The 17,336-nt window shown below is 66.3% G+C and carries 14 protein-coding genes; 2 read left to right on the top strand and 12 right to left on the bottom strand.

What is annotated here, in order from left to right; all coding sequences use genetic code 11:
* Positions 1–96 precede the first annotated feature (96 nt).
* Positions 97–588 (bottom strand): peptide deformylase, encoded by a 492-nt coding sequence (gene def / locus WFI54_RS00070; RefSeq protein WP_336650778.1) that lies wholly within the window; start codon positions 586–588, stop codon positions 97–99.
* 132 nt (positions 589–720) lie between these two features.
* Positions 721–4,119 carry a pyruvate carboxylase gene (locus tag WFI54_RS00065; RefSeq protein ID WP_336650777.1) on the bottom strand — a complete coding sequence of 1,133 codons (3,399 nt, stop codon included), beginning with the start codon at positions 4,117–4,119 and terminating at the stop codon, positions 721–723.
* A gap of 200 nt (positions 4,120–4,319) precedes the next feature.
* On the opposite strand from WFI54_RS00065, the gene WFI54_RS00060 reads away from it, so the two are divergent.
* The gene (locus tag WFI54_RS00060) at positions 4,320–5,165 is read left to right on the top strand and encodes a ParA family protein (RefSeq protein WP_336650776.1); all 846 of its coding nucleotides are present in this window, start codon (positions 4,320–4,322) and stop codon (positions 5,163–5,165) included.
* Between the two features lie 71 nt (positions 5,166–5,236).
* On the opposite strand, the gene WFI54_RS00055 is transcribed toward WFI54_RS00060, so the two are convergent.
* The 4 genes from WFI54_RS00055 to WFI54_RS00040 form a co-directional block, all read right to left on the bottom strand.
* Complete coding sequence (locus WFI54_RS00055) at positions 5,237–5,869, bottom strand: MerR family transcriptional regulator (protein WP_336650775.1); 633 nt, start codon at positions 5,867–5,869, stop codon at positions 5,237–5,239.
* Positions 5,870–6,025: 156 nt separating this feature from the next.
* Positions 6,026–6,706, bottom strand: coding sequence for a transcriptional regulator FtsR (gene ftsR / locus WFI54_RS00050; protein WP_336650774.1), 681 nt, complete (start codon positions 6,704–6,706; stop codon positions 6,026–6,028).
* A 1-nt stretch (position 6,707) separates the two neighbouring features.
* Positions 6,708–7,172, bottom strand: a complete 465-nt coding sequence (locus tag WFI54_RS00045; protein ID WP_336650773.1) for an FHA domain-containing protein — start codon at positions 7,170–7,172, stop codon at positions 6,708–6,710.
* A gap of 98 nt (positions 7,173–7,270) precedes the next feature.
* A complete protein-coding gene (locus WFI54_RS00040) occupies positions 7,271–8,803 on the bottom strand; it encodes a helix-turn-helix domain-containing protein (protein WP_336650772.1) in 1,533 nt (510 codons plus the stop codon).
* 147 nt (positions 8,804–8,950) lie between these two features.
* On the opposite strand from WFI54_RS00040, the gene aceB reads away from it, so the two are divergent.
* On the top strand, positions 8,951–10,600 hold the full coding sequence (gene aceB, locus WFI54_RS00035; protein ID WP_336650771.1) for a malate synthase A: 1,650 nt from the start codon (positions 8,951–8,953) through the stop codon (positions 10,598–10,600).
* Between the two features lie 63 nt (positions 10,601–10,663).
* On the opposite strand, the gene mnhG is transcribed toward aceB, so the two are convergent.
* From mnhG to WFI54_RS00005, 6 genes are read right to left on the bottom strand one after another with little or no spacing between them, the layout of a single operon-like run.
* Positions 10,664–11,050, bottom strand: coding sequence for a monovalent cation/H(+) antiporter subunit G (mnhG, locus tag WFI54_RS00030; RefSeq protein ID WP_336650770.1), 387 nt, complete (start codon positions 11,048–11,050; stop codon positions 10,664–10,666).
* A complete protein-coding gene (locus WFI54_RS00025) occupies positions 11,043–11,357 on the bottom strand; it encodes a monovalent cation/H+ antiporter complex subunit F (RefSeq protein WP_336650769.1) in 315 nt (104 codons plus the stop codon). Before WFI54_RS00025 ends, mnhG begins: the two co-directional genes overlap by 8 nt.
* A complete protein-coding gene (locus WFI54_RS00020; protein ID WP_336650768.1) occupies positions 11,354–11,920 on the bottom strand; it encodes a Na+/H+ antiporter subunit E in 567 nt (188 codons plus the stop codon). Before WFI54_RS00020 ends, WFI54_RS00025 begins: the two co-directional genes overlap by 4 nt.
* Positions 11,917–13,575 carry a Na+/H+ antiporter subunit D gene (locus WFI54_RS00015; RefSeq protein ID WP_336651621.1) on the bottom strand — a complete coding sequence of 553 codons (1,659 nt, stop codon included), beginning with the start codon at positions 13,573–13,575 and terminating at the stop codon, positions 11,917–11,919. The genes WFI54_RS00020 and WFI54_RS00015 overlap by 4 nt, the downstream gene beginning before the upstream one ends.
* Positions 13,575–14,144, bottom strand: a complete 570-nt coding sequence (locus WFI54_RS00010; RefSeq protein WP_336650767.1) for a Na(+)/H(+) antiporter subunit C — start codon at positions 14,142–14,144, stop codon at positions 13,575–13,577. Before WFI54_RS00010 ends, WFI54_RS00015 begins: the two co-directional genes overlap by 1 nt.
* Positions 14,141–17,035 carry a Na+/H+ antiporter subunit A gene (locus tag WFI54_RS00005; protein WP_442918446.1) on the bottom strand — a complete coding sequence of 965 codons (2,895 nt, stop codon included), beginning with the start codon at positions 17,033–17,035 and terminating at the stop codon, positions 14,141–14,143. The genes WFI54_RS00010 and WFI54_RS00005 overlap by 4 nt, the downstream gene beginning before the upstream one ends.
* Positions 17,036–17,336 lie beyond the last annotated feature (301 nt).

Raw genomic sequence — 17,336 nt, 5'->3', positions numbered from 1 at the left:
CGCCCCGCCCCGCACCCGAGTTCATGGGCGGGGCGGGGCGAAGTCGTATCTGTCAGCGGTGCGCAGCAGCGCTGCAGCGGGCCGAGGAGCGACGGGTCAGAACCAGGCAGAGGTGCGGATCTGACGCATCGCTTCGCCGCGCGCCTCACGGTCGAGCCTGTTGATGTAGAGCTTGCCGTCGAGGTGGTCGCACTCGTGCTGCAACGCCTGTGCAAGCAGCCCTTCGCCCGAGATCACGATCTCCGCACCGTCGAGGTCAATCCCCCGCACCGTGGCACGCGGGTAGCGCACCACCTCGAACCAGAGGTCGGGAACCGAGAGACAGCCCTCCCCCGTGGGCACCGGCTCACCCTCGAGCGCCACGATCTCCGGGTTGAGCACGTAGCTGACCTTCCCGTCGATGTGCAGGCTGAACGCCCGCTGCGTGTGGCCGATCTGGGTGGCCGCGAGACCGGCCCTGCCGTCCATCTCGACGGTCTCGCAAAGGTCCACGACCAGCTGCCGTACACCGTCGTCGATCTCAGTGATCGGCTCGCACACGGTGCGCAGCACAGGGTCGCCGAACAGTCTGATCTCTCGAATCGCCATAGTGATCCAGCTTAGCCGAGGCCGCCCGGTGCGCACCGCGCAGCCTCGACCGTGCCAGCCGCCCGCGCACCCGCACCCCGCATTCCCGGGCCTCCACGCGCGCGAGCAGCCAGATGGTGAGCGCCCGTCCACTCAGCCGATAACGACGATGAGATCTCCGGCCTCGAGCGCGCGGGTGCCCGTGAAGACGACCCGCTCGACCGTGCCTGCAACGGAAGCGGTGATCGCGGCCTCCATCTTCATCGCCTCGATCGTGGCGACGGGCTGACCGGCCTCCACACTCTCACCGGGGGTGACTTTGACGGTCACGGTGCCCGAGAAGGGTGCAGCGACATGGCCCGGCACCGTACGGTCGGCTTTCTCGGCCAGAGGCGCATCGACGGCAACGCTCTCGTCCTTAACGAAGACCTGCCGCAGCTGGCCATTCACCCGCACCATGACGGTGCGCACGCCCCGGTCGTCAGCCTCTCCGATGGCTTCGAGTCCCACGTAGAGACGCACGCCCTTGGCAAGGTCGATTGCGCGCTCCTCTCCGGCTTCGAGCCCATACAGATATTCGGGGGTATCGAGCACCGAGAGGTCGCCGAACTGATCACGCGCGGCCTCGTACTGGCGAGTCGGCGCAGGGAAGAGCAGCCTGTTGAGGGTGGCGCGGCGCTCGGCGCTGGTGCCCGTGAGCAGTGCTTGATCCTCAGCACTGATCGGGGCCTGCCCGATGTCGATGCGGCGTCCCGCAAGCACCTTTGAACGGAATGGCTCGGGCCAACCTCCGGGAATCTCCCCCAGTTCGCCCGCGAGGAAGCCCACGACCGAGTCGGGAACATCGTAGCTCGCGGGATTCTGTTCGAAGTCGGCGGGATCGGCGTCGACAGCTGCAAGGTGCAGGGCGAGGTCGCCGACGACCTTCGAGGAGGGCGTCACCTTGGGAATGCGACCGAGGATACGATCTGCCGCCGCATACATGTCTTCGATCTTCTCGAAGTTCTCGGCAAGACCGAGGGCGATGGCCTGCTGCCGCAGGTTCGAGAGTTGCCCGCCTGGGATCTCGTGGGTGTACACCCGCCCTGTAGGTGAGGGCAGGCCTGATTCGAAGGGCTTGTAGAGGCTACGCACCGCATCCCAGTATGGCTCGAGCCCGAAGACCGCTTCGGCGTCGAGCCCGGTATCGCGCTCGGTGTTCGCGAGCGCTGCGACGAGCGCTGACAGCGATGGTTGGCTCGTGGTGCCCGACATCGGTGCCGATGCCGCATCGACAGCGTCGACACCGGCATCGGAGGCTGCCAGCAGCGTGGCGAGCTGCCCACCGGGGGTGTCGTGCGTATGCAGGTGCACGGGCAGCGCGAAGCGCTCTCGCAGTGCCCGCACCAGCTTCGCAGCGGCGGCGGGCCGCAACAGACCGGCCATGTCCTTGATAGCGAGCACGTGCGCGCCGGCCTCGACAATCTCTTCGGCGAGGCGGAGGTAGTAGTCGAGGGTGTATTTGTTCTCGGCGGGATCGAGCAGATTGCCCGTGTAGGCCATAGCCACCTCGGCGACGGCGGTGCCGGATTCGCGCACGGCGTCGATGGCGATTCGCATTTGATTCACGTCGTTGAGCGCGTCGAAGATGCGGAATACGTCGACGCCGGTGGCAGCAGCTTCGCGCACGAACGCTTGGGCCACCTGCTTCGGGTAGGGCGTGTAGCCCACAGTGTTCTGGCCGCGCAGCAGCATCTGGATGGGCACGTTCGGCAGTGCTTCGCGCAGCGCCGCGAGTCGCTCCCAGGGGTCTTCTCCCAAGAATCGCAGCGCCACGTCGTAGGTGGCACCGCCCCAGGCTTCGACCGACCACAGTTCGGGAGTGAGCCGTGCAACGTAGGGGGCGATGCGCACGAGATCGCGCGTGCGCACCCGCGTCGCCAGTAGCGACTGGTGTGCATCACGGAAGGTGGTCTCGGTGACCGCGAGCGCGGTCTGCTCTCGCAGGCTCTTCGCGTAGCCCTCAGGGCCGAGTTCGAGGAGCCGCTGGCGGTACCCGGCAGGCGCCGGGCGGCTCAGATCGGCGGTTGGCACCTTCGCCGCCGGGTCGAACGCTCCGGGACGGGGGCCGTTCGGTTGGTTGACAGTAACGTTGGCAACGTGCTGCAGCAGACGGGTGGCGCGATCCTTCGGCTTGTTCATTTGCAGCAGCTCGGGCCGTTCCTCGATGAACGAGGTCGCGATGTCGCCCGCCTTGAAGGCAGGGTCGGCGAGCACGGCCTGGAGGAAGGGAATGTTGGTGGCGACCCCGCGGATGCGGAACTCGGCAAGCGCGCGGCGAGCACGCACCACAGCATCGTCGAAGGTGCGCCCACGGCAGGTGAGCTTCGCGAGCATGGAGTCGAAGTGCGGGCTGATCTGCGCGCCGGCGTTGATCGTGCCGCCGTCGAGGCGCACGCCGCCGCCGCCCGGCGAGCGGTAGGCGGTGATTCGGCCGAGGTCCGGGCGGAACCCGTTGGCCGGGTCTTCAGTGGTGATGCGACACTGCAGCGCGGCACCGCGCAGCTTGATGTCCTCCTGGCGAAGTTCGAGCTGTTCGAGCGTCTCGCCCGCCGCGATCCGCATCTGTGCGCGCACGAGATCGACGTCGGTGACCTCCTCGGTTACGGTGTGCTCGACCTGGATGCGGGGGTTCATCTCGATGAAGACGTGCTTCCCGGCACGATCCCCCTCGGTGTCGAGCAAGAACTCGACGGTGCCAGCGTTCTCGTAGCCGATCGACTTCGCGAAGGCGATTGCGTCGCGGGTCAACGCATCGCGAATCGCGGGATCGAGGTTCGGTGCCGGCGCGATCTCCACGACCTTCTGGTGGCGGCGCTGCACCGAGCAATCGCGCTCATAGAGGTGCACCGTCGCGCCCGTCTTATCGGCGAGCACCTGCACTTCGATGTGACGAGGGCGCAGCACGGCCTGTTCGATAAACATCGTCGGATCACCGAAAGCCGACTCTGCTTCGCGCATGGCGGCCTCAAGCGCGTCACGCAGATCTTCTTCGCGTTCGACCCTTCGCATACCGCGCCCGCCACCGCCGGCTACGGCCTTCGCGAAGACGGGGAAGCCGATGTCGCGCGCGCCTGCGATCAGCGCGTCGATGTCTGTCGACGGCGGGGTCGACGCGAGCACGGGCACGCCGGCCGCGATCGCGTGCTCTTTCGCGGCGACCTTGTTGCCCGCCATCTCGAGTGCTTGCCGCCCCGGGCCGATGAATCGTATCCCGGCAGCCTCGGCGGCTGCTGCGAGATCCGGGTTCTCAGAGAGGAATCCGTAGCCGGGGTAAATCGCGTCGGCGCCGGATTCTTGGGCGACACGCACGATCTCTGCGACGTCGAGGTAGGCGCGCACGGGATGCCCGACCTCTCCGATCAGGTAGGCCTCATCGGCTTTCAGTCGGTGCAGCGAGTTGCGATCCTCGTAGGGGAAGACTGCCACGGTGGAGGCGCCGAGCTCGTGCGCGGCCCGGAAAGCGCGGATCGCGATCTCACCTCGATTGGCAACCAGAACTTTTGTGAACATGCGGAAGTACCCCTCTGTATCAAGCGTCTGCATCAAGCAACGTCGGTCGCCCAGGCCGAAAAGTCGTTCGATATCAAGATACACGTTCGCCTCTTCACCGCCCCGCCGAGGGTGCTTTCGAGGGTGAAAATACGGATTCGGGCGATTGTCTCTCGCAATACTCTGGATGATCACAGTGCGGTATCGACTAAACTTGCCACGTGCATGTTTTGAGTGTGAGTTCCCTCAAAGGCGGCGTCGGCAAGACGACCGTGACGCTCGGCCTGGCCTCGGCCGCCTTCTCCCGGGGCCTGCGCACGCTCGTCGTCGACTTCGATCCGCAGTCCGATGTCTCCACCGGTCTCGCGGTCAACCCCGACGGCTACGCGACGGTTGCCGACATTCTCGAGAATCCCAAAGAGAAGACCGTTCGTGCTGCGATCGCAAGCAGCGGCTGGAACGAATATCACGAGGGCGGTTCGATCGACCTGCTGGTCGGCAGCCCTTCGGCGATCAACTTCGATGGCCCGCACCCCTCGACCCGCGACATCTGGAAGCTCGAAGAAGCGCTTGCCGTCGTCGAGTCGGAGTACGATCTCGTGCTCATCGACTGCGCGCCGTCGCTCAACGCTCTCACCCGCACGGCGTGGGCCGCAAGCGACCGGGTGCTGGTGGTTGCGGAGCCGAGCCTGTTCGCCGTCGCCGCAACCGACCGCGCACTGCGTGCGATCGAGGAGATCCGCCGCGGTGTGAGCCCGCGTTTGCAGCCGCTCGGCATTCTCATCAACCGCACGCAGCCGCAGTCGATGGAGCATCAGTTCCGCATCCGCGAGCTGCGCGAGATGTTCGGCCCGCTGGTGCTCAACCCCCAGCTGCCGGAGCGCACCTCGTTGCAGCAGGCGCAGGGTGCAGCGAAGCCTGTGCACATGTGGCCGGGCGAGGCATCGCAGGAGATGGCCGGCAACTTCGACATGGTGCTCGACAGGGTGCTGCGCTCCGCGGGGATGGATGCGGCGCGCGAGGCGAAGTCGCGGCCTGGCCGCACCGCCACTGTCGTGGAAGACTAGCGCGTACGCAAAAAGCCCGGCTTGCGCCGGGCTTTTTACATATGCGGGGCACCGAGGGCGCCCGGTAAGATTCAGGAGATCTTCTTGCGCACCTGGCGACGTACGGCGAGTTCATCTACGGCGGTATCGGCCTGCTCGCGATGCTCGTCCATGTCGACGAGCGAGGTCTCGACCTCGCGCAGCACCTTACCGACGGCGATACCGAAAACGCCCTGGCCACGACTGACGAGGTCGATGACCTCGTCGTTCGAGGTGCAGAGGTAGACGCTGGCGCCGTCGCTCATGAGCGTGGTGCGAGAGAGGTCGTGCACGCCAGCTTCGTGGAGCTGCGCGACGGCGGTGCGGATCTGCTGCAGTGAGATACCCGTGTCGAGCAGGCGCTTCACAAGCTTCAGCACGAGGATGTCTCGGAATCCGTAGAGGCGCTGCGAGCCGGAGCCCTGTGCGCTGCGCACGGTGGGTTCGACGAGGCCGGTGCGGGCCCAGTAGTCGAGCTGGCGGTAGGTGATGCCCGCGGCGCGGGCGGCGGTGGCACCCTTGAACCCGCCCTCCTGGTTGGGCTTCGGCAGCCCGTCGTCGAAGAGCAGATCGGGATCGATCGTGAGGGGCTCTGCTCCGCTGATGGGAGTGCTCTCTGCGCTCTCGGGGGCGTCGGCCGGCGACGGAGAAGCCGTCTCGCCAGACGGCTGCTGAGTGTTCTCCATCGTCTTCCTTTCTTCACGGATCGAACGGCGCGGGGCACCGAACTCCCCTAACGGTACCCAGATGCCAGGCACCGTGCAACGACCGTCGATGGTCAATTTCGGAGTGTCGACCTCGACTAGAAGTTGAAGGTTGAAATCACGCCGATCTGACGCCGATCAGACGCCTCCGAAACGCCGCCGCAACACGCCGGAGCGCACCGTGTCGAGATGGCCGGCCAGCTCGAGCGAATCTTCTGTGCCGAGCGGTGTGCCGCCCTTCACCCCGCGCGTCGAGACCGCTCGCGCGATGAGTTCAGCTTCGCGCTCCGCCGACACTCGCAGCGAACGCAGATGCCGCGGCGTGATACCGCGCTCGGCGAGCTTCAGCAGCGCCGCCACCTGCGCCACCGCGTCATGCGGAAACACCTCTGCGGCAGGGAGCAGACCCGCAGCGATCGCCTCGCCAAGGAAACGAGTGCTCGCACCCGTAGCACGGCGCAGCTCTTCACTGCTGAGCACCCGCTGCGGCGCGAGGATCATCGACGCACTGCGCTGCGAAGCTCCGGGAATAATCGGATCGCGGCCGGCATCGATCTCGTCAAGCACCTCCGCGATCACCTTCAATGGCAGATAGTGATCGCGCTGCAGTGTGAGGATCAGCCGCAGGCGCTCGATGTGCCGCTGCGAAAACTTGCGGTAGCCCGACTTGGTGCGCTCGGGGGTGATGAGCCCCTGCTCTTCCAGGAAGCGCAGCTTCGAAGGGGTGAGATCCGAGAAGTCATCTTGCAGGCAGGCAAGCACCTGCCCGATGCTGAGGAGGCTTCCTGCCTGCGATGGGGCTGCCGCGGCGGCCGCCATGTCAGGCAACCTCGCCGAGGTCGAAACGCGAGGCGAAGAAGGTGAAGCGGAACTTGCCCACCTGCACCTCTGCCCCGTCTGCGAGCGGCACTTCGCCGTCGATGCGGGAGCCGTCGCAGAAGGTGCCGTTGAGCGAACCGAGATCGACAACCGAGAAATTCGTGCCCTTGCGATGGAACTCGGCGTGCCGCCGCGAGACAGTGACATCGTCGAGGAAGATGTCGACGGCGGGGTGCCGGCCGGCAACGGTGACATCCTGGTCGAGCAGGAAGCGCGCTCCGAGGTCGGGGCCTCGACGAACGACGAGCAGCGCAGCACCCGAGGGCAGCGCCTCCACGGCCTCGCGCTCATCGATCGTGAGATCGGTTGCACGAGCGTGGATCAGCGCCCCCAGGTCTTCGCGGAACTGCTGGGTGGAGCGCGCCTCGGTGTGATCGGCGCGACGGGCATGATTCTGAGCGGTCATGTCTCCCCCAATTTCATCTCGATACCGCAAGCGGTCGTCCGGCTTGATCCCTCTACGCTATCGCAGCCCCGGGCACCCGCGCATCCCGCCAGCGCCATTCACTCGTGCGAGTCGAGAAACTCATAGACTTCGTTGGTATCCACGCCGGGGAAGGTGCCGACAGGGAGTGCGGCGAGCAGACTCGTCGGCGTTGCGGCCTCGGGCCAGGCCGCGGCTTCCCACTTGCGCGTCAGTTCGCTCGACGCCCGGCGGCAGCAGCGGTCGTCGGGGCAGAATGATTGCGAGCGGTGCGAGGTCTCGCGCCCTCGAAACCACTTCACGTCTTCGAAGCGCACCCCCACGCTCACCGAGTAGAGGCCCTCTTTGGCCTTCTCCACCCGCGAGGTGCACCAGTAGGTGCCGCCCGCAGCCATGTCGGTGTACTGGTACCAGGGATTGAAGCGATCGGGCTGGCCGAAGATGGTGCGGGCGGTCCAGTTTCGACACACTGTTGCCCCCTCAAGATTGCCGAGCGCGTCAGAAGGGAAGCGCACCCCGTCGTTCTCGTAGGCCTTGATGAGGGTGCCCGATTCGTGCGCCTTCATGAAGTGCACCTGCAAGCCAAGCCGTTCGGTTGCGAGGTTCGTGAAACGGTGCGCCGCCATTTCGTAGGAGACGCCGAAGGCATCGCGCAGATCCTCCATCGAAATCTGCCGCTGCCGCTTCGCCTCAGCGAGCAGCTCCACCGCTGACGATTCCGGCAGCAACACCGCCCCGGCGAGATAGTTCGCCTCGACCCGCTGGCGCAAAAAGTCGCCGTAGTTACGTGGTTCTTCGTGGCCGCACACCAAGCTCGCAAGTGCGCGCAGGATGGGTGCGCGGGCGTCGCGCGACGGCAGGTTGCTGCTGAGGTAGATGCGGCCGTTGCGGCGATCGATCACCGAGCGCGTCGAGTGCGGCATGTCGGATACGTAGTGCAGGCTGAAGCCCAAGCGCTCAGCCACTGTCGAAATGGCCTGCTGCGACACGGGCCCTCCCCCGTAGCCCACGCTGTCGAGCAGCTGCGACGCGGCCCGTTCAAGCTCCGGGAAGTAGTTGCCGGCGACGCGCATCTCGGCGCGCAGCTCAGTGTTTGCGCGACGCGCCTCCTCGGGGGTTGCGGCGCGTTCGCGGTTGAGCCGCTCGACTTCTTGGTGCAGGCCGAGAAGCGCGCGCAGTGTTTCGTCGCTCGTCGCTTTCGACACGCGGATCGGCTGCAGCCCGAGCGACTGAAAGACCGAGCCCCGTTGCGCGCGCTCCACCGCGATCTCGAGGGCGGCGCGCTCGCTCGGGGCCTCGTCGACGAGGAGTTCGTCGACGGTTGACCCGAGCTCGGCGGCGATAGCGCGCAGCAGTGGCAGCCGCGGCTCGCGCTTGCCATTCTCGATTGCGGAAAGCTGCGACGGTGCCCGGTCGACGGCGGCCGCGAGCTGTTCGAGGGTGAGCCCCAGCTCGGTGCGGCGCTCACGAATGCGTCGTCCGAGGGTGAGGGCGTCGCCGCCCTCTTCCGCCTCGGACTGGGCGGCCGCACCACGAGCCTCATCGCTGCGGAGCAGGCGGGAGCTGCGGAGCGCATCTGTGCGGTGCGGATCAGCACGGTCGAGAAGGGTCATGCCTCCATGCTGCCAGACAAGCATTTTTCCGACAAGCAGAAGAATCGCAAATCTTCACCTCTCTAATGGGCAGATCGACCCGCGATCCGCCCCTCAGGATGGAACTACACCGCAATCCGCTTCACGGACACCACGAAGGATACGATCATGATCACCACCCAGGCGGCCCCGCAGCAGCAGACCGCCACCTCCACCGCCGGCCCGCGCATCGAGGTCACCGGCCGCCCCTTCGACCGCAGCGACGAGATCCTCACCGCCGAGGCTCTGCAGTTCCTCACCGAACTGCACCACCGTTTCGCGAGCACCCGTCACGAGCGTCTCGCAGATCGGCAGCGCCGCCGCTACGAGATCGGCAACGGCCGCGATCCGAAGTTCCGCGACGACACCCGCGCGATCCGCGAAGATACGAGCTGGCGCGTCGCAGGCCCCGGCCCCGGCCTGGAGGACCGCCGGGTCGAGATCACCGGCCCCACCGACCCGAAGATGACCATCAACGCGATGAACTCGGGCGCCCGTGTCTGGCTTGCCGACCAGGAGGATGCCACCAGCCCCACCTGGAAGAATGTCATCGGCGGCCAGCTGTCGCTCTTCGACGCGATCCGCGAACAGCTCGAATACACCAGCCCCGAAGGCAAGGAGTATCGCGTCACCGCCGAACGCACCCCCACCATCGTGATGCGCCCCCGAGGCTGGCACCTCGTCGAGAAGCACATGCGCTTCGTCGATGCGCAGGGCCAGTCGGGCGCAGCCTCCGGCAGCCTTGTCGACTTCGGCCTCTACGCATTCCACAATGCGCGCGAGCTCGTCGCACGCGGCCGCGGCCCCTACTTCTACATCGCCAAGCTCGAATCGAGCGAGGAGGCGAAGCTGTGGGACGACATCTTCACCTACACCGAACAGGCGCTTGGCCTCGACCACGGCACGATCCGCGCGACTGTGCTCATCGAGACGCTCCCCGCCGCATTCGAGATGGAAGAGATCCTCTACGTGATGCGCGACCACATCGCAGGCCTCAACGCCGGCCGCTGGGACTACATCTTCTCGATCATCAAGAACTACCGCGGCCGCGGCGCACGCTTCGTGCTCCCCGACCGCAGCGAGGTCACCATGACGGTGCCCTTCATGCGCGCCTACACCGAACTGCTCGTGAAGACCTGCCACAAGCGCGGCGCCCACGCCATCGGGGGTATGAGCGCGTTCATCCCCAACCGCCGCGACCCCGAGGTCACCCGCCGCGCCGAGGAGAAGGTGCGCGCCGACAAGCAGCGCGAAGCCACTGACGGCTTCGACGGCACCTGGGTGGCCCACCCCGACCTCATCCCCGTGGCCCGGGCCGAGTTCGATGCCGTGCTCGGCGACCGTCCCAACCAGGTCGACCGCCAGCGCGACGACGTCGAGGTAACCGCTGCGCAGCTGCTCGACGTGCACATCGGTCGCGACATCACCGAAGCCGGTGTGCGCGAGAACGTCTCGATCGGCATCCGCTACATCGAGGCCTGGCTGCGCGGCCTCGGCGCTGTCGCAATCGACAACCTCATGGAGGATGCCGCCACCGCCGAGATCAGCCGCTCGCAGATCTGGCAGTGGATCCACCAGGATCAGTCCACCGCCGAGGGCACCCGCATCACTCGCGATTGGGTTGCCGAGCTGGTGCGAGAGGCCGTCGCCGGTTTCACCCGCTTCGAGGGCGACCGCTACGACGACGCAGCCGAGCTGTTCGAAGACGTCGCACTCGGGGATGACTTCCCCACCTTCCTCACGGTGCCGGCGTACAGCCGCTACCTCGTGGACGCATAATTCGGAAGGCGGTGCAGGGGACCCCGGGCTACGGCCCGGGGTCCCCTGGTGTATGCGGGGCCACTATCGGCCTGAGTCTTCTTCCCGCTGCGCAGCCTGCTCGATCGCCGGGCCGAGCTCGTCGATGACGAGAGTGTCGTCGTCGAGTTGGCCGGTGCGGTAGGCGGCACGGCCCACCATGTGCGCTGCAATCGGCGCGGTGAGCGACTGGAACACGAACACGGGGATCAGCGCCAACAGCGTCGCGAAGGAGCGCTGATCGAGCGCAATGGCCGCAATGACGAGCAGCAGGCCGAAGATCTGCGGCTTCGTCGCCGCGTGCAGTCGGCTGAGCGCGTCCGGGAAGCGCACCAGGCCAATGCCTGCGGCAACCGACAGCACCGCGGCGAGCAGCACGCACACCACCGCGGCGAAATCCATGAGCTGCTCGACGAGTTCGAGGCTAAACATGGCCGGCCCCCTTCCGCGGCTCTGGCGGCCGTGGCGACTCGGCCCGGCGCTTCACGTAGCGCGCCACCACGATGGTCGCGAACGTTGCGGTTGCGGCGATGACCGTCATGAGTGGGATCGTGTCAGTGTGCCCGCGCACCACCATGTCGGCGCCGACGGCAAGCATGAGCGTGGTCAGCAGTACATCGGAGGCGACCATGCGGTCGAGGATCGTGGGACCGCGCACAATACGCACGATTGCGGCAAGCGCGGTAAAGGTGAGCCCGGCCCCCGCGAGGAAGGTGAGGAGCTGCATCGCGGCACTCATCGCAACTCCCTCATCTCTTCCCGCGACCCGAGGGTCATCACGAGCAGGCGCTCGATACGGCGGGCTTCGCGGCGCATCGCGGTGATCTCCTTCTGCGTCGGCGTGTTCAGCACATGGAGATAGAGGATCGACTCGAAGCGATCCACCTCAGCGACGAGCGAGCCCGGAATGAGCGAGGTCGTAAGCCCCACCATCGTGAGAATGAAATCGGATCGAGTGCGCAGTCGCACCGCGATGACCGAGCACGGCGGTGGCGGCCCTGGCCGCACCGCGAGCCACGCCACCTGCCACGATGCGAGCGCGAGGTGCCAGAGGAAGTAGCCCAGGTAACGCAGTGCGTACCAGGCATTGAAGCGCCCCGCGAGCTCGACGGGCGGCAGATAGAACACGCGCATCACCACGATGGCGACCACAATCCCGCTCACCACCGACAGCAATGAGATCTCGTGCCACAGCATCGTCCACAGGAGCACGAGCCCCACCAGCAGGGGCAGTTCGTGCAGGCGCACACCCCACTCAGCGCGCCGTGCCGCGCGCGGGGCCGAGAATCCGGTGTCGCTCATCGCGTGTCCTCCCCAGGCCGGGTGTCTCCGCTGCCGCCGCCGAGACTGCCCGGGGTGTCGCCGAGCACGAGCTGCACCATCTCGCCCGGGGCCGCCATGTCTTGCCCGGCCCTCGCGGCGTAGGCATAGAGCGGGCCAGCGAAAATGGTGAGGGCGATGCTCACAGCCACCATGCCAGCGGTGGCCGCGAACATGAGACGCGGGATCTCTTTCTTCTCCTGATTCGGAGTCGCCCCGGGCGCATCCTGCAAGCGCTCCAGCAGCGCCTCCTCACGCTCGCGCAGTATGAGCGTTTCGGTGGTCGGAGATTTGAGGCTTCGTGCCTCGGCCTCGGCGCGCTTCTTAGGTCGCCAAAAGGCGAGCACCCATGCCCGCGCCAGCGCATACAGCGTGAGCAGCGATACGAGCGCACCGATGCCGATCAACCAGTACGCCTCCGGTGTGGCGAGTTCTGCTGCGACCGTGAAGAGACCGAGCTTGCCGATGAAGCCGGAGAACGGCGGAATGCCGCCGAGGTTCAGCATCGGAATGAAGAACAGCACGGCGATCACGGGAGCTGCGCGCAGCAGTCCACCGAGACCTGCGAGGGAGGTCGTGCCGCCCTGGCGTTCGATCAGTCCCACTGCGAGGAAGAGTGTGGTCTGCACGATGATGTGGTGGGCGATGTAGTAGATCGTCGCCGCGAAGCCCGCGGCGTTCGCCATGCCGATGCCGAAGATCATGTAGCCGATGTGGCTGATGAGCGTGAATGACAGCAAGCGTTTGATGTCGAGCTGCGATACGGCGCCGAGGATTCCCACGATCAGCGTGAGGCCGGCGACCACCATGAGCAGCGTGTCAACGCTCGACTGCGGAAAGAGCAGTGTCTGGCTGCGGATGATCGCGTAGACGCCCACTTTCGTCAGCAGGCCTGCGAACACTGCAGTGACCGGCGCCGGTGCCGTGGGGTAGGAGTCGGGAAGCCAGAAGGAGAGCGGGAACACGGCGGCCTTGATCCCGAATGCGATGAGCAGCGCCAGGTTGAGCAGCAGCTGCACTTCGCTCGGCAGTTCGGCGATACGCACCGTCAGCTGCGCCATGTTCACGGTGCCGGTTGCGCCGTAGATCAGACCGATGGTGGCGAGAAACAGAACTGAGGAAACGAGCGACACGATGACGTAGGTGACGCCTGCCCGAATGCGCTGCGCGGTGCCGCCAAGGGTGATGAGCACGTAGCTCGAGACGAGCAGAATTTCAAAGCCGACGTAGAGGTTGAAGAGGTCGCCCGCGATGAAGGCGTTGAACACGCCCGCCCCCAGCACGAGGTACGTGGGGTAGTAAATCGAGACCGGGGTGTCTTCGTCGCCGTCGGCGAGGCCCTGGCCGATGGAGAACACGAACACCCCGAGCAGCACCACGGAGGAGACAACAAGCATGAGAGCCGAGACACGGTCGACCACGAGCGCGATGCCGAAGGGCGCGGCCCAGCCGCCCACCTCCATCACCAGGGTGCCGTGCGCATCGACGAGCCACATTAGCGTGCCGCTCAGCGCGAGCACGGCCGTCAGGGAGAACAGGGTGATGCCCTGCTGCAGCTTGCGGTGGCCGGGCACCGCAAGCGCGAAGGCTGCGCTCGCCAGCGGCACGAGCACCACGAGGGGTACGAGCACTGTCATCATTGCGTCTCCCCCTCTCGTGCGGCAGCGCTGCTGCGTGACTTCGTGTCGTGATGCGGGGCGGCGTCTGCTGCGTCGCGGGCGGCGGGCGGCGCATCATGCGCAGCAGGGTGCGGATCCGGGTCCTGCTGCGGCGATTCGTCGTCGTCATCGTCTGAAAACTCCGGGGCCTCGGCGAGATCTTCGTCGGTGACCTCGTCGGTGGTGAGCGCCTCGGTGGTCGCGAGTTCGAGGTCGGCCTCGTCGTCTTGCACTCTGTCGTCCATGTCCTGGGCGAGGCGCCAGGAGCGGTAGATCAGGGCAAGTAGGAAGGCGCTCACCCCGAAGGTGATCACGATCGCGGTGAGAATGAACGCCTGCGGCAGCGGATCGCTCATTCCCTCGGCCGGCCCGCCGCCGATGGGAGCAGCCCCGAAGGATCCAGACATCAAGAAAATGAGGAGATTGGTCGCGTTTCCCACGAGCAGGAAGCCGAGCAGCAGCCTGGTGAGGGTGCGGTCGAGCATCAAGTAGACGCCGCAGGCGTAGAGCACCACCATCACGGCGACGAGCACGAGTGGCATGGTCACCAGCGGCTCACCTCCTCTTCGAAGGCGGCGGTCTCTGCTTCTTCGTGCTCGTCGATCTCGGCGCCGAGGCTGCGCAGCACGTCGAGAATCAGGCCGAACACTACGAGGTAGACGCCGATGTCGAAAAGTGTCGATGTCACCAGCGGCAGCACGCCGAAGGGTCCAAGGTCGACGTCGATCCACGCGGAGGCGAGCGCTGACTGGCCGAAGAACATCGGCAGGATCGCCATGGACACGGCGAGAGCGAGACCGGTGCCGAGAATCCGGCCGGCGTCGAGCGGCACGGTCGCACCGAGTTCGTAGCGGCCGCCGGCGAGGTAACGGGCGACTAGTGCGAGGCCTGCCACGAGCCCGCCTGCGAAACCGCCACCGGGGGTGTTGTGCCCGGTGAGCAGCAGGTAGATCGACAGGATGATGAGTCCGTGGAAAAGAAGTCGCACCACCACCTCGAGCAGAATCGAACGGTGAGCTGGGTCGAGATGACGGCCCGCAAGCAGCCAGGACACCCGCTGCGCCGGGTGATCCGGATCCGCGACGTGCATGAGGTGAGCGCGCACCTCGGAGCGCGCTGCACGACGGGTCAGCTTGGGCCTGAGATCTGCGCGGGTGCGCAGGAACACAAGCGACGCGACACCGGTTGCCGCGGCGAGGATCACAGAGAGCTCCCCCATGGTGTCCCAGCCGCGAATGTCGACGAGCATCACGTTCACCGCGTTGTAGCCGTGGCCGCCCGCGGCAGCGAGCTCGGGGATCTGCAGCGAGATGGGGTCGTCGATGCGGGAGCCGAGCGCCACCACGGCGACCGCGCCGAGCACGAGACCGACGGAGACACCGATGGCGACGCGCGCCCAGCGCACGCGACGGCTGGCCGCCGCGCCCATGCGCTGCGGGAGGCGTCGGATCACCAGCACGAAGGCGATGAGGGTGACGGTTTCGACGAGCGCCTGGGTGAGGGCGAGGTCGGGGGCGCCGTGCATGGCGAAGATTGCGGCCATGCCGTAGCCCGTGACGCCCACCAGCACCACCGATTGGAAGCGGGTGCGGGCCCGCAGCGAGAAGATCGCGGCCACGCTCATGATGACGGCGATGGGCAGCTGCACTGGCGAGCTCATCAGTTCGATTTCAGCCGGCCACTCCCCTGTGACGAGCAGCGTGCCGCCCAGGGCGCCGACGAGCACGATGAGAATCACTGCGAGGTAGAACGGCAGCGATCCGCGCTGGGTGAGCGAGGTGAGGCGCAGCGCAAGTGTGTCGAGCCAGTGCGTCATGACCCAGTAGGCGTGCGATGCAGAGAACCGCTCGGGTAGCGCCGGGATCACCGCACGAGTGCGCGAGAGCAGCGCCGCGAGCACCCCGCCGAGCAGCAGCACCGCAGCCGAGACTGCGAGCGGAGTGGTGAAGCCGTGCCACAGCGCCAGGTGCTCGGGTGCGTCAGCTGCGGTGTGCGGCACCATCGCCAGCAGCAGCGGATCAATGAGGGGCGCGAGCAGCCCGCCCGCGAGGGACAGCAGTGCGAAGATCGCGGGGGCGATGAAGAGTTCCCCGGCCGGGCGGTGCACGATGGTGCATTCACGGGTACCGGCTTTGTCGGCGAAGGCTCCCCACAGGAAGCGCCCCATGTAGGCCACCGTGAGCACGCTGCCAACGGCGGCGACTCCGAATGCGAACATCGCCAGCGGCTCTGCGGCACCGATGCTCAGCAGTTCTGCGAACGCCGACTCTTTCGCCACGAATCCGATGAATGGTGGCACGCCCGCCATCGAGGCGGCGGCGACAACGGTGATGGCCGTGAGGATCGGCAGGCGACGGCCCAGCCCGCAGAGCTTTCGCAGATCGCGCGTGCCCGTAGAGTGGTCGATGATGCCCACTGCGAGGAAGAGCGGCGCCTTGGCGACGGCGTGAGCGAAGAGCAGTGCGAAGCCTGCGTAAGAGGTGCGCGGATCACCGATGCCGAACACCATCACGAGCAGCCCGAGCTGGCTGACGGTGCCGTGGGCGACAATGAGCTTGATGTCGAACTGCTTGAGCGCGCGAATACCGCCGTTGAGCATCGTGATCGCGCCGAGAATCACGAGGGTTTCGTGATAGCCAGGCACATCGCTGAACCCCGGGCCGATCCTGGCGATCAGGTAGATACCTGCTTTCACCATCGCGGCGGCGTGCAGGTACGCGCTGACGGGGGTGGGTGCAGCCATGGCACCGGGGAGCCAGAAGTGGAATGGGAAGATCGCTGACTTCGAAAGTGCGCCGGCAAGCAGCAGATACACCGCGGTTGTGGCCACGGGCCCCTGTGGCGGATCGGCCACGATCTCGGAGAGCAGCGACGTGCCCGCCTGCTGGGCGAGCAGCACAAAGCCGACAAGCATGGCGAGCCCGCCAAGAGTGGTCACCATGAGGGCCTGCAGGGCCGCGGAGTTCGCGGTACGCAGGCGGGTCACATGGCCGATCAGCAGGAAGGAGAACACTGTGGTGCCCTCCCAGAAGATGAAAAGGAGGTAGATGTCGTCGGCGAGCACGAGGCCGAGCATCGAGGTGGCGAAGCCCATGAAGACCGCGGCGAAGCGCGCGAGCCCTTGCTCGCCGTCTTCGAAGTAGCTTGCACAATAGAGCAGCACGAGCGCGCCGGCACCGGTGACGAGCAGCGCGAAGAGGGCGGATACCGCGTCAAGCCGCAGTGTCACGCTCAAATCGAGCTGCGGCACCCACTCGATCGTCTCGACGATTGCACCGCCTGCGAAGACGGGCTGTGCGATCAGCAGCAGCGCCACGAAGACGCCGGCGACCAGTAAGGAAAGGCCCACGAAGATGCGTCGCCCGAAACGACGAACGAGCGGGTGTGTAACGAGGGCGCTGAGAGCGAGGAGGAGCAGTATGCTCGACATCGCTCCCATAGGCGGCCCGCTTCCATCGTGTTCGGTCGTCTTGTGTACCTATTCTACCGGACGCGAACGCCCGGAACTGGGTGGAAGCAGTGCCGGGCACCACCCTCGCATACGGCTGCCAGGCGACCTACACCGGGTGCACAAACAAGAAAAGCCCTGATGAACTCGCCGTTTCCGGCAAGTTCATCAGGGCTCTCCTGTCTTTAAATGGGTAGAGGGTCGCACGGTGAGCACCTTCTGTGGTGTTCACGGTACGACCCTCTGTAAAAGGTGTCCGGCGGTGTCCTACTCTCCCACGAGGTCCCCCTCG

Origin of the sequence: Leucobacter sp. MMO-125, assembly GCF_037148395.1 — a bacterium.
In the GTDB taxonomy this organism is placed as follows: Bacteria; Actinomycetota; Actinomycetes; order Actinomycetales; family Microbacteriaceae; genus Leucobacter.
Note: the sequence above shows the minus strand (reverse complement) of the source record. Positions and strands in the feature narration are given on the sequence as shown.

What these genes read in the sequence shown, in the direction of transcription:
- def (WP_336650778.1), bottom strand. Translation starts at nt 588, where the DNA reads ATGGCGATTCGAGAGATCAGACTGTTCGGCGACCCTGTGCTGCGCACC.
- WFI54_RS00065 (WP_336650777.1), bottom strand. Translation starts at nt 4,119, where the DNA reads ATGTTCACAAAAGTTCTGGTTGCCAATCGAGGTGAGATCGCGATCCGC.
- WFI54_RS00055 (WP_336650775.1), bottom strand. Translation starts at nt 5,869, where the DNA reads ATGGAGAACACTCAGCAGCCGTCTGGCGAGACGGCTTCTCCGTCGCCG.
- ftsR (WP_336650774.1), bottom strand. Translation starts at nt 6,706, where the DNA reads ATGGCGGCCGCCGCGGCAGCCCCATCGCAGGCAGGAAGCCTCCTCAGC.
- WFI54_RS00045 (WP_336650773.1), bottom strand. Translation starts at nt 7,172, where the DNA reads ATGACCGCTCAGAATCATGCCCGTCGCGCCGATCACACCGAGGCGCGC.
- WFI54_RS00040 (WP_336650772.1), bottom strand. Translation starts at nt 8,803, where the DNA reads ATGACCCTTCTCGACCGTGCTGATCCGCACCGCACAGATGCGCTCCGC.
- aceB (WP_336650771.1), top strand. Translation starts at nt 8,951, where the DNA reads ATGATCACCACCCAGGCGGCCCCGCAGCAGCAGACCGCCACCTCCACC.
- mnhG (WP_336650770.1), bottom strand. Translation starts at nt 11,050, where the DNA reads ATGTTTAGCCTCGAACTCGTCGAGCAGCTCATGGATTTCGCCGCGGTG.
- WFI54_RS00025 (WP_336650769.1), bottom strand. Translation starts at nt 11,357, where the DNA reads ATGAGTGCCGCGATGCAGCTCCTCACCTTCCTCGCGGGGGCCGGGCTC.
- WFI54_RS00020 (WP_336650768.1), bottom strand. Translation starts at nt 11,920, where the DNA reads ATGAGCGACACCGGATTCTCGGCCCCGCGCGCGGCACGGCGCGCTGAG.
- WFI54_RS00015 (WP_336651621.1), bottom strand. Translation starts at nt 13,575, where the DNA reads ATGACAGTGCTCGTACCCCTCGTGGTGCTCGTGCCGCTGGCGAGCGCA.
- WFI54_RS00005 (WP_442918446.1), bottom strand. Translation starts at nt 17,035, where the DNA reads ATGGGAGCGATGTCGAGCATACTGCTCCTCCTCGCTCTCAGCGCCCTC.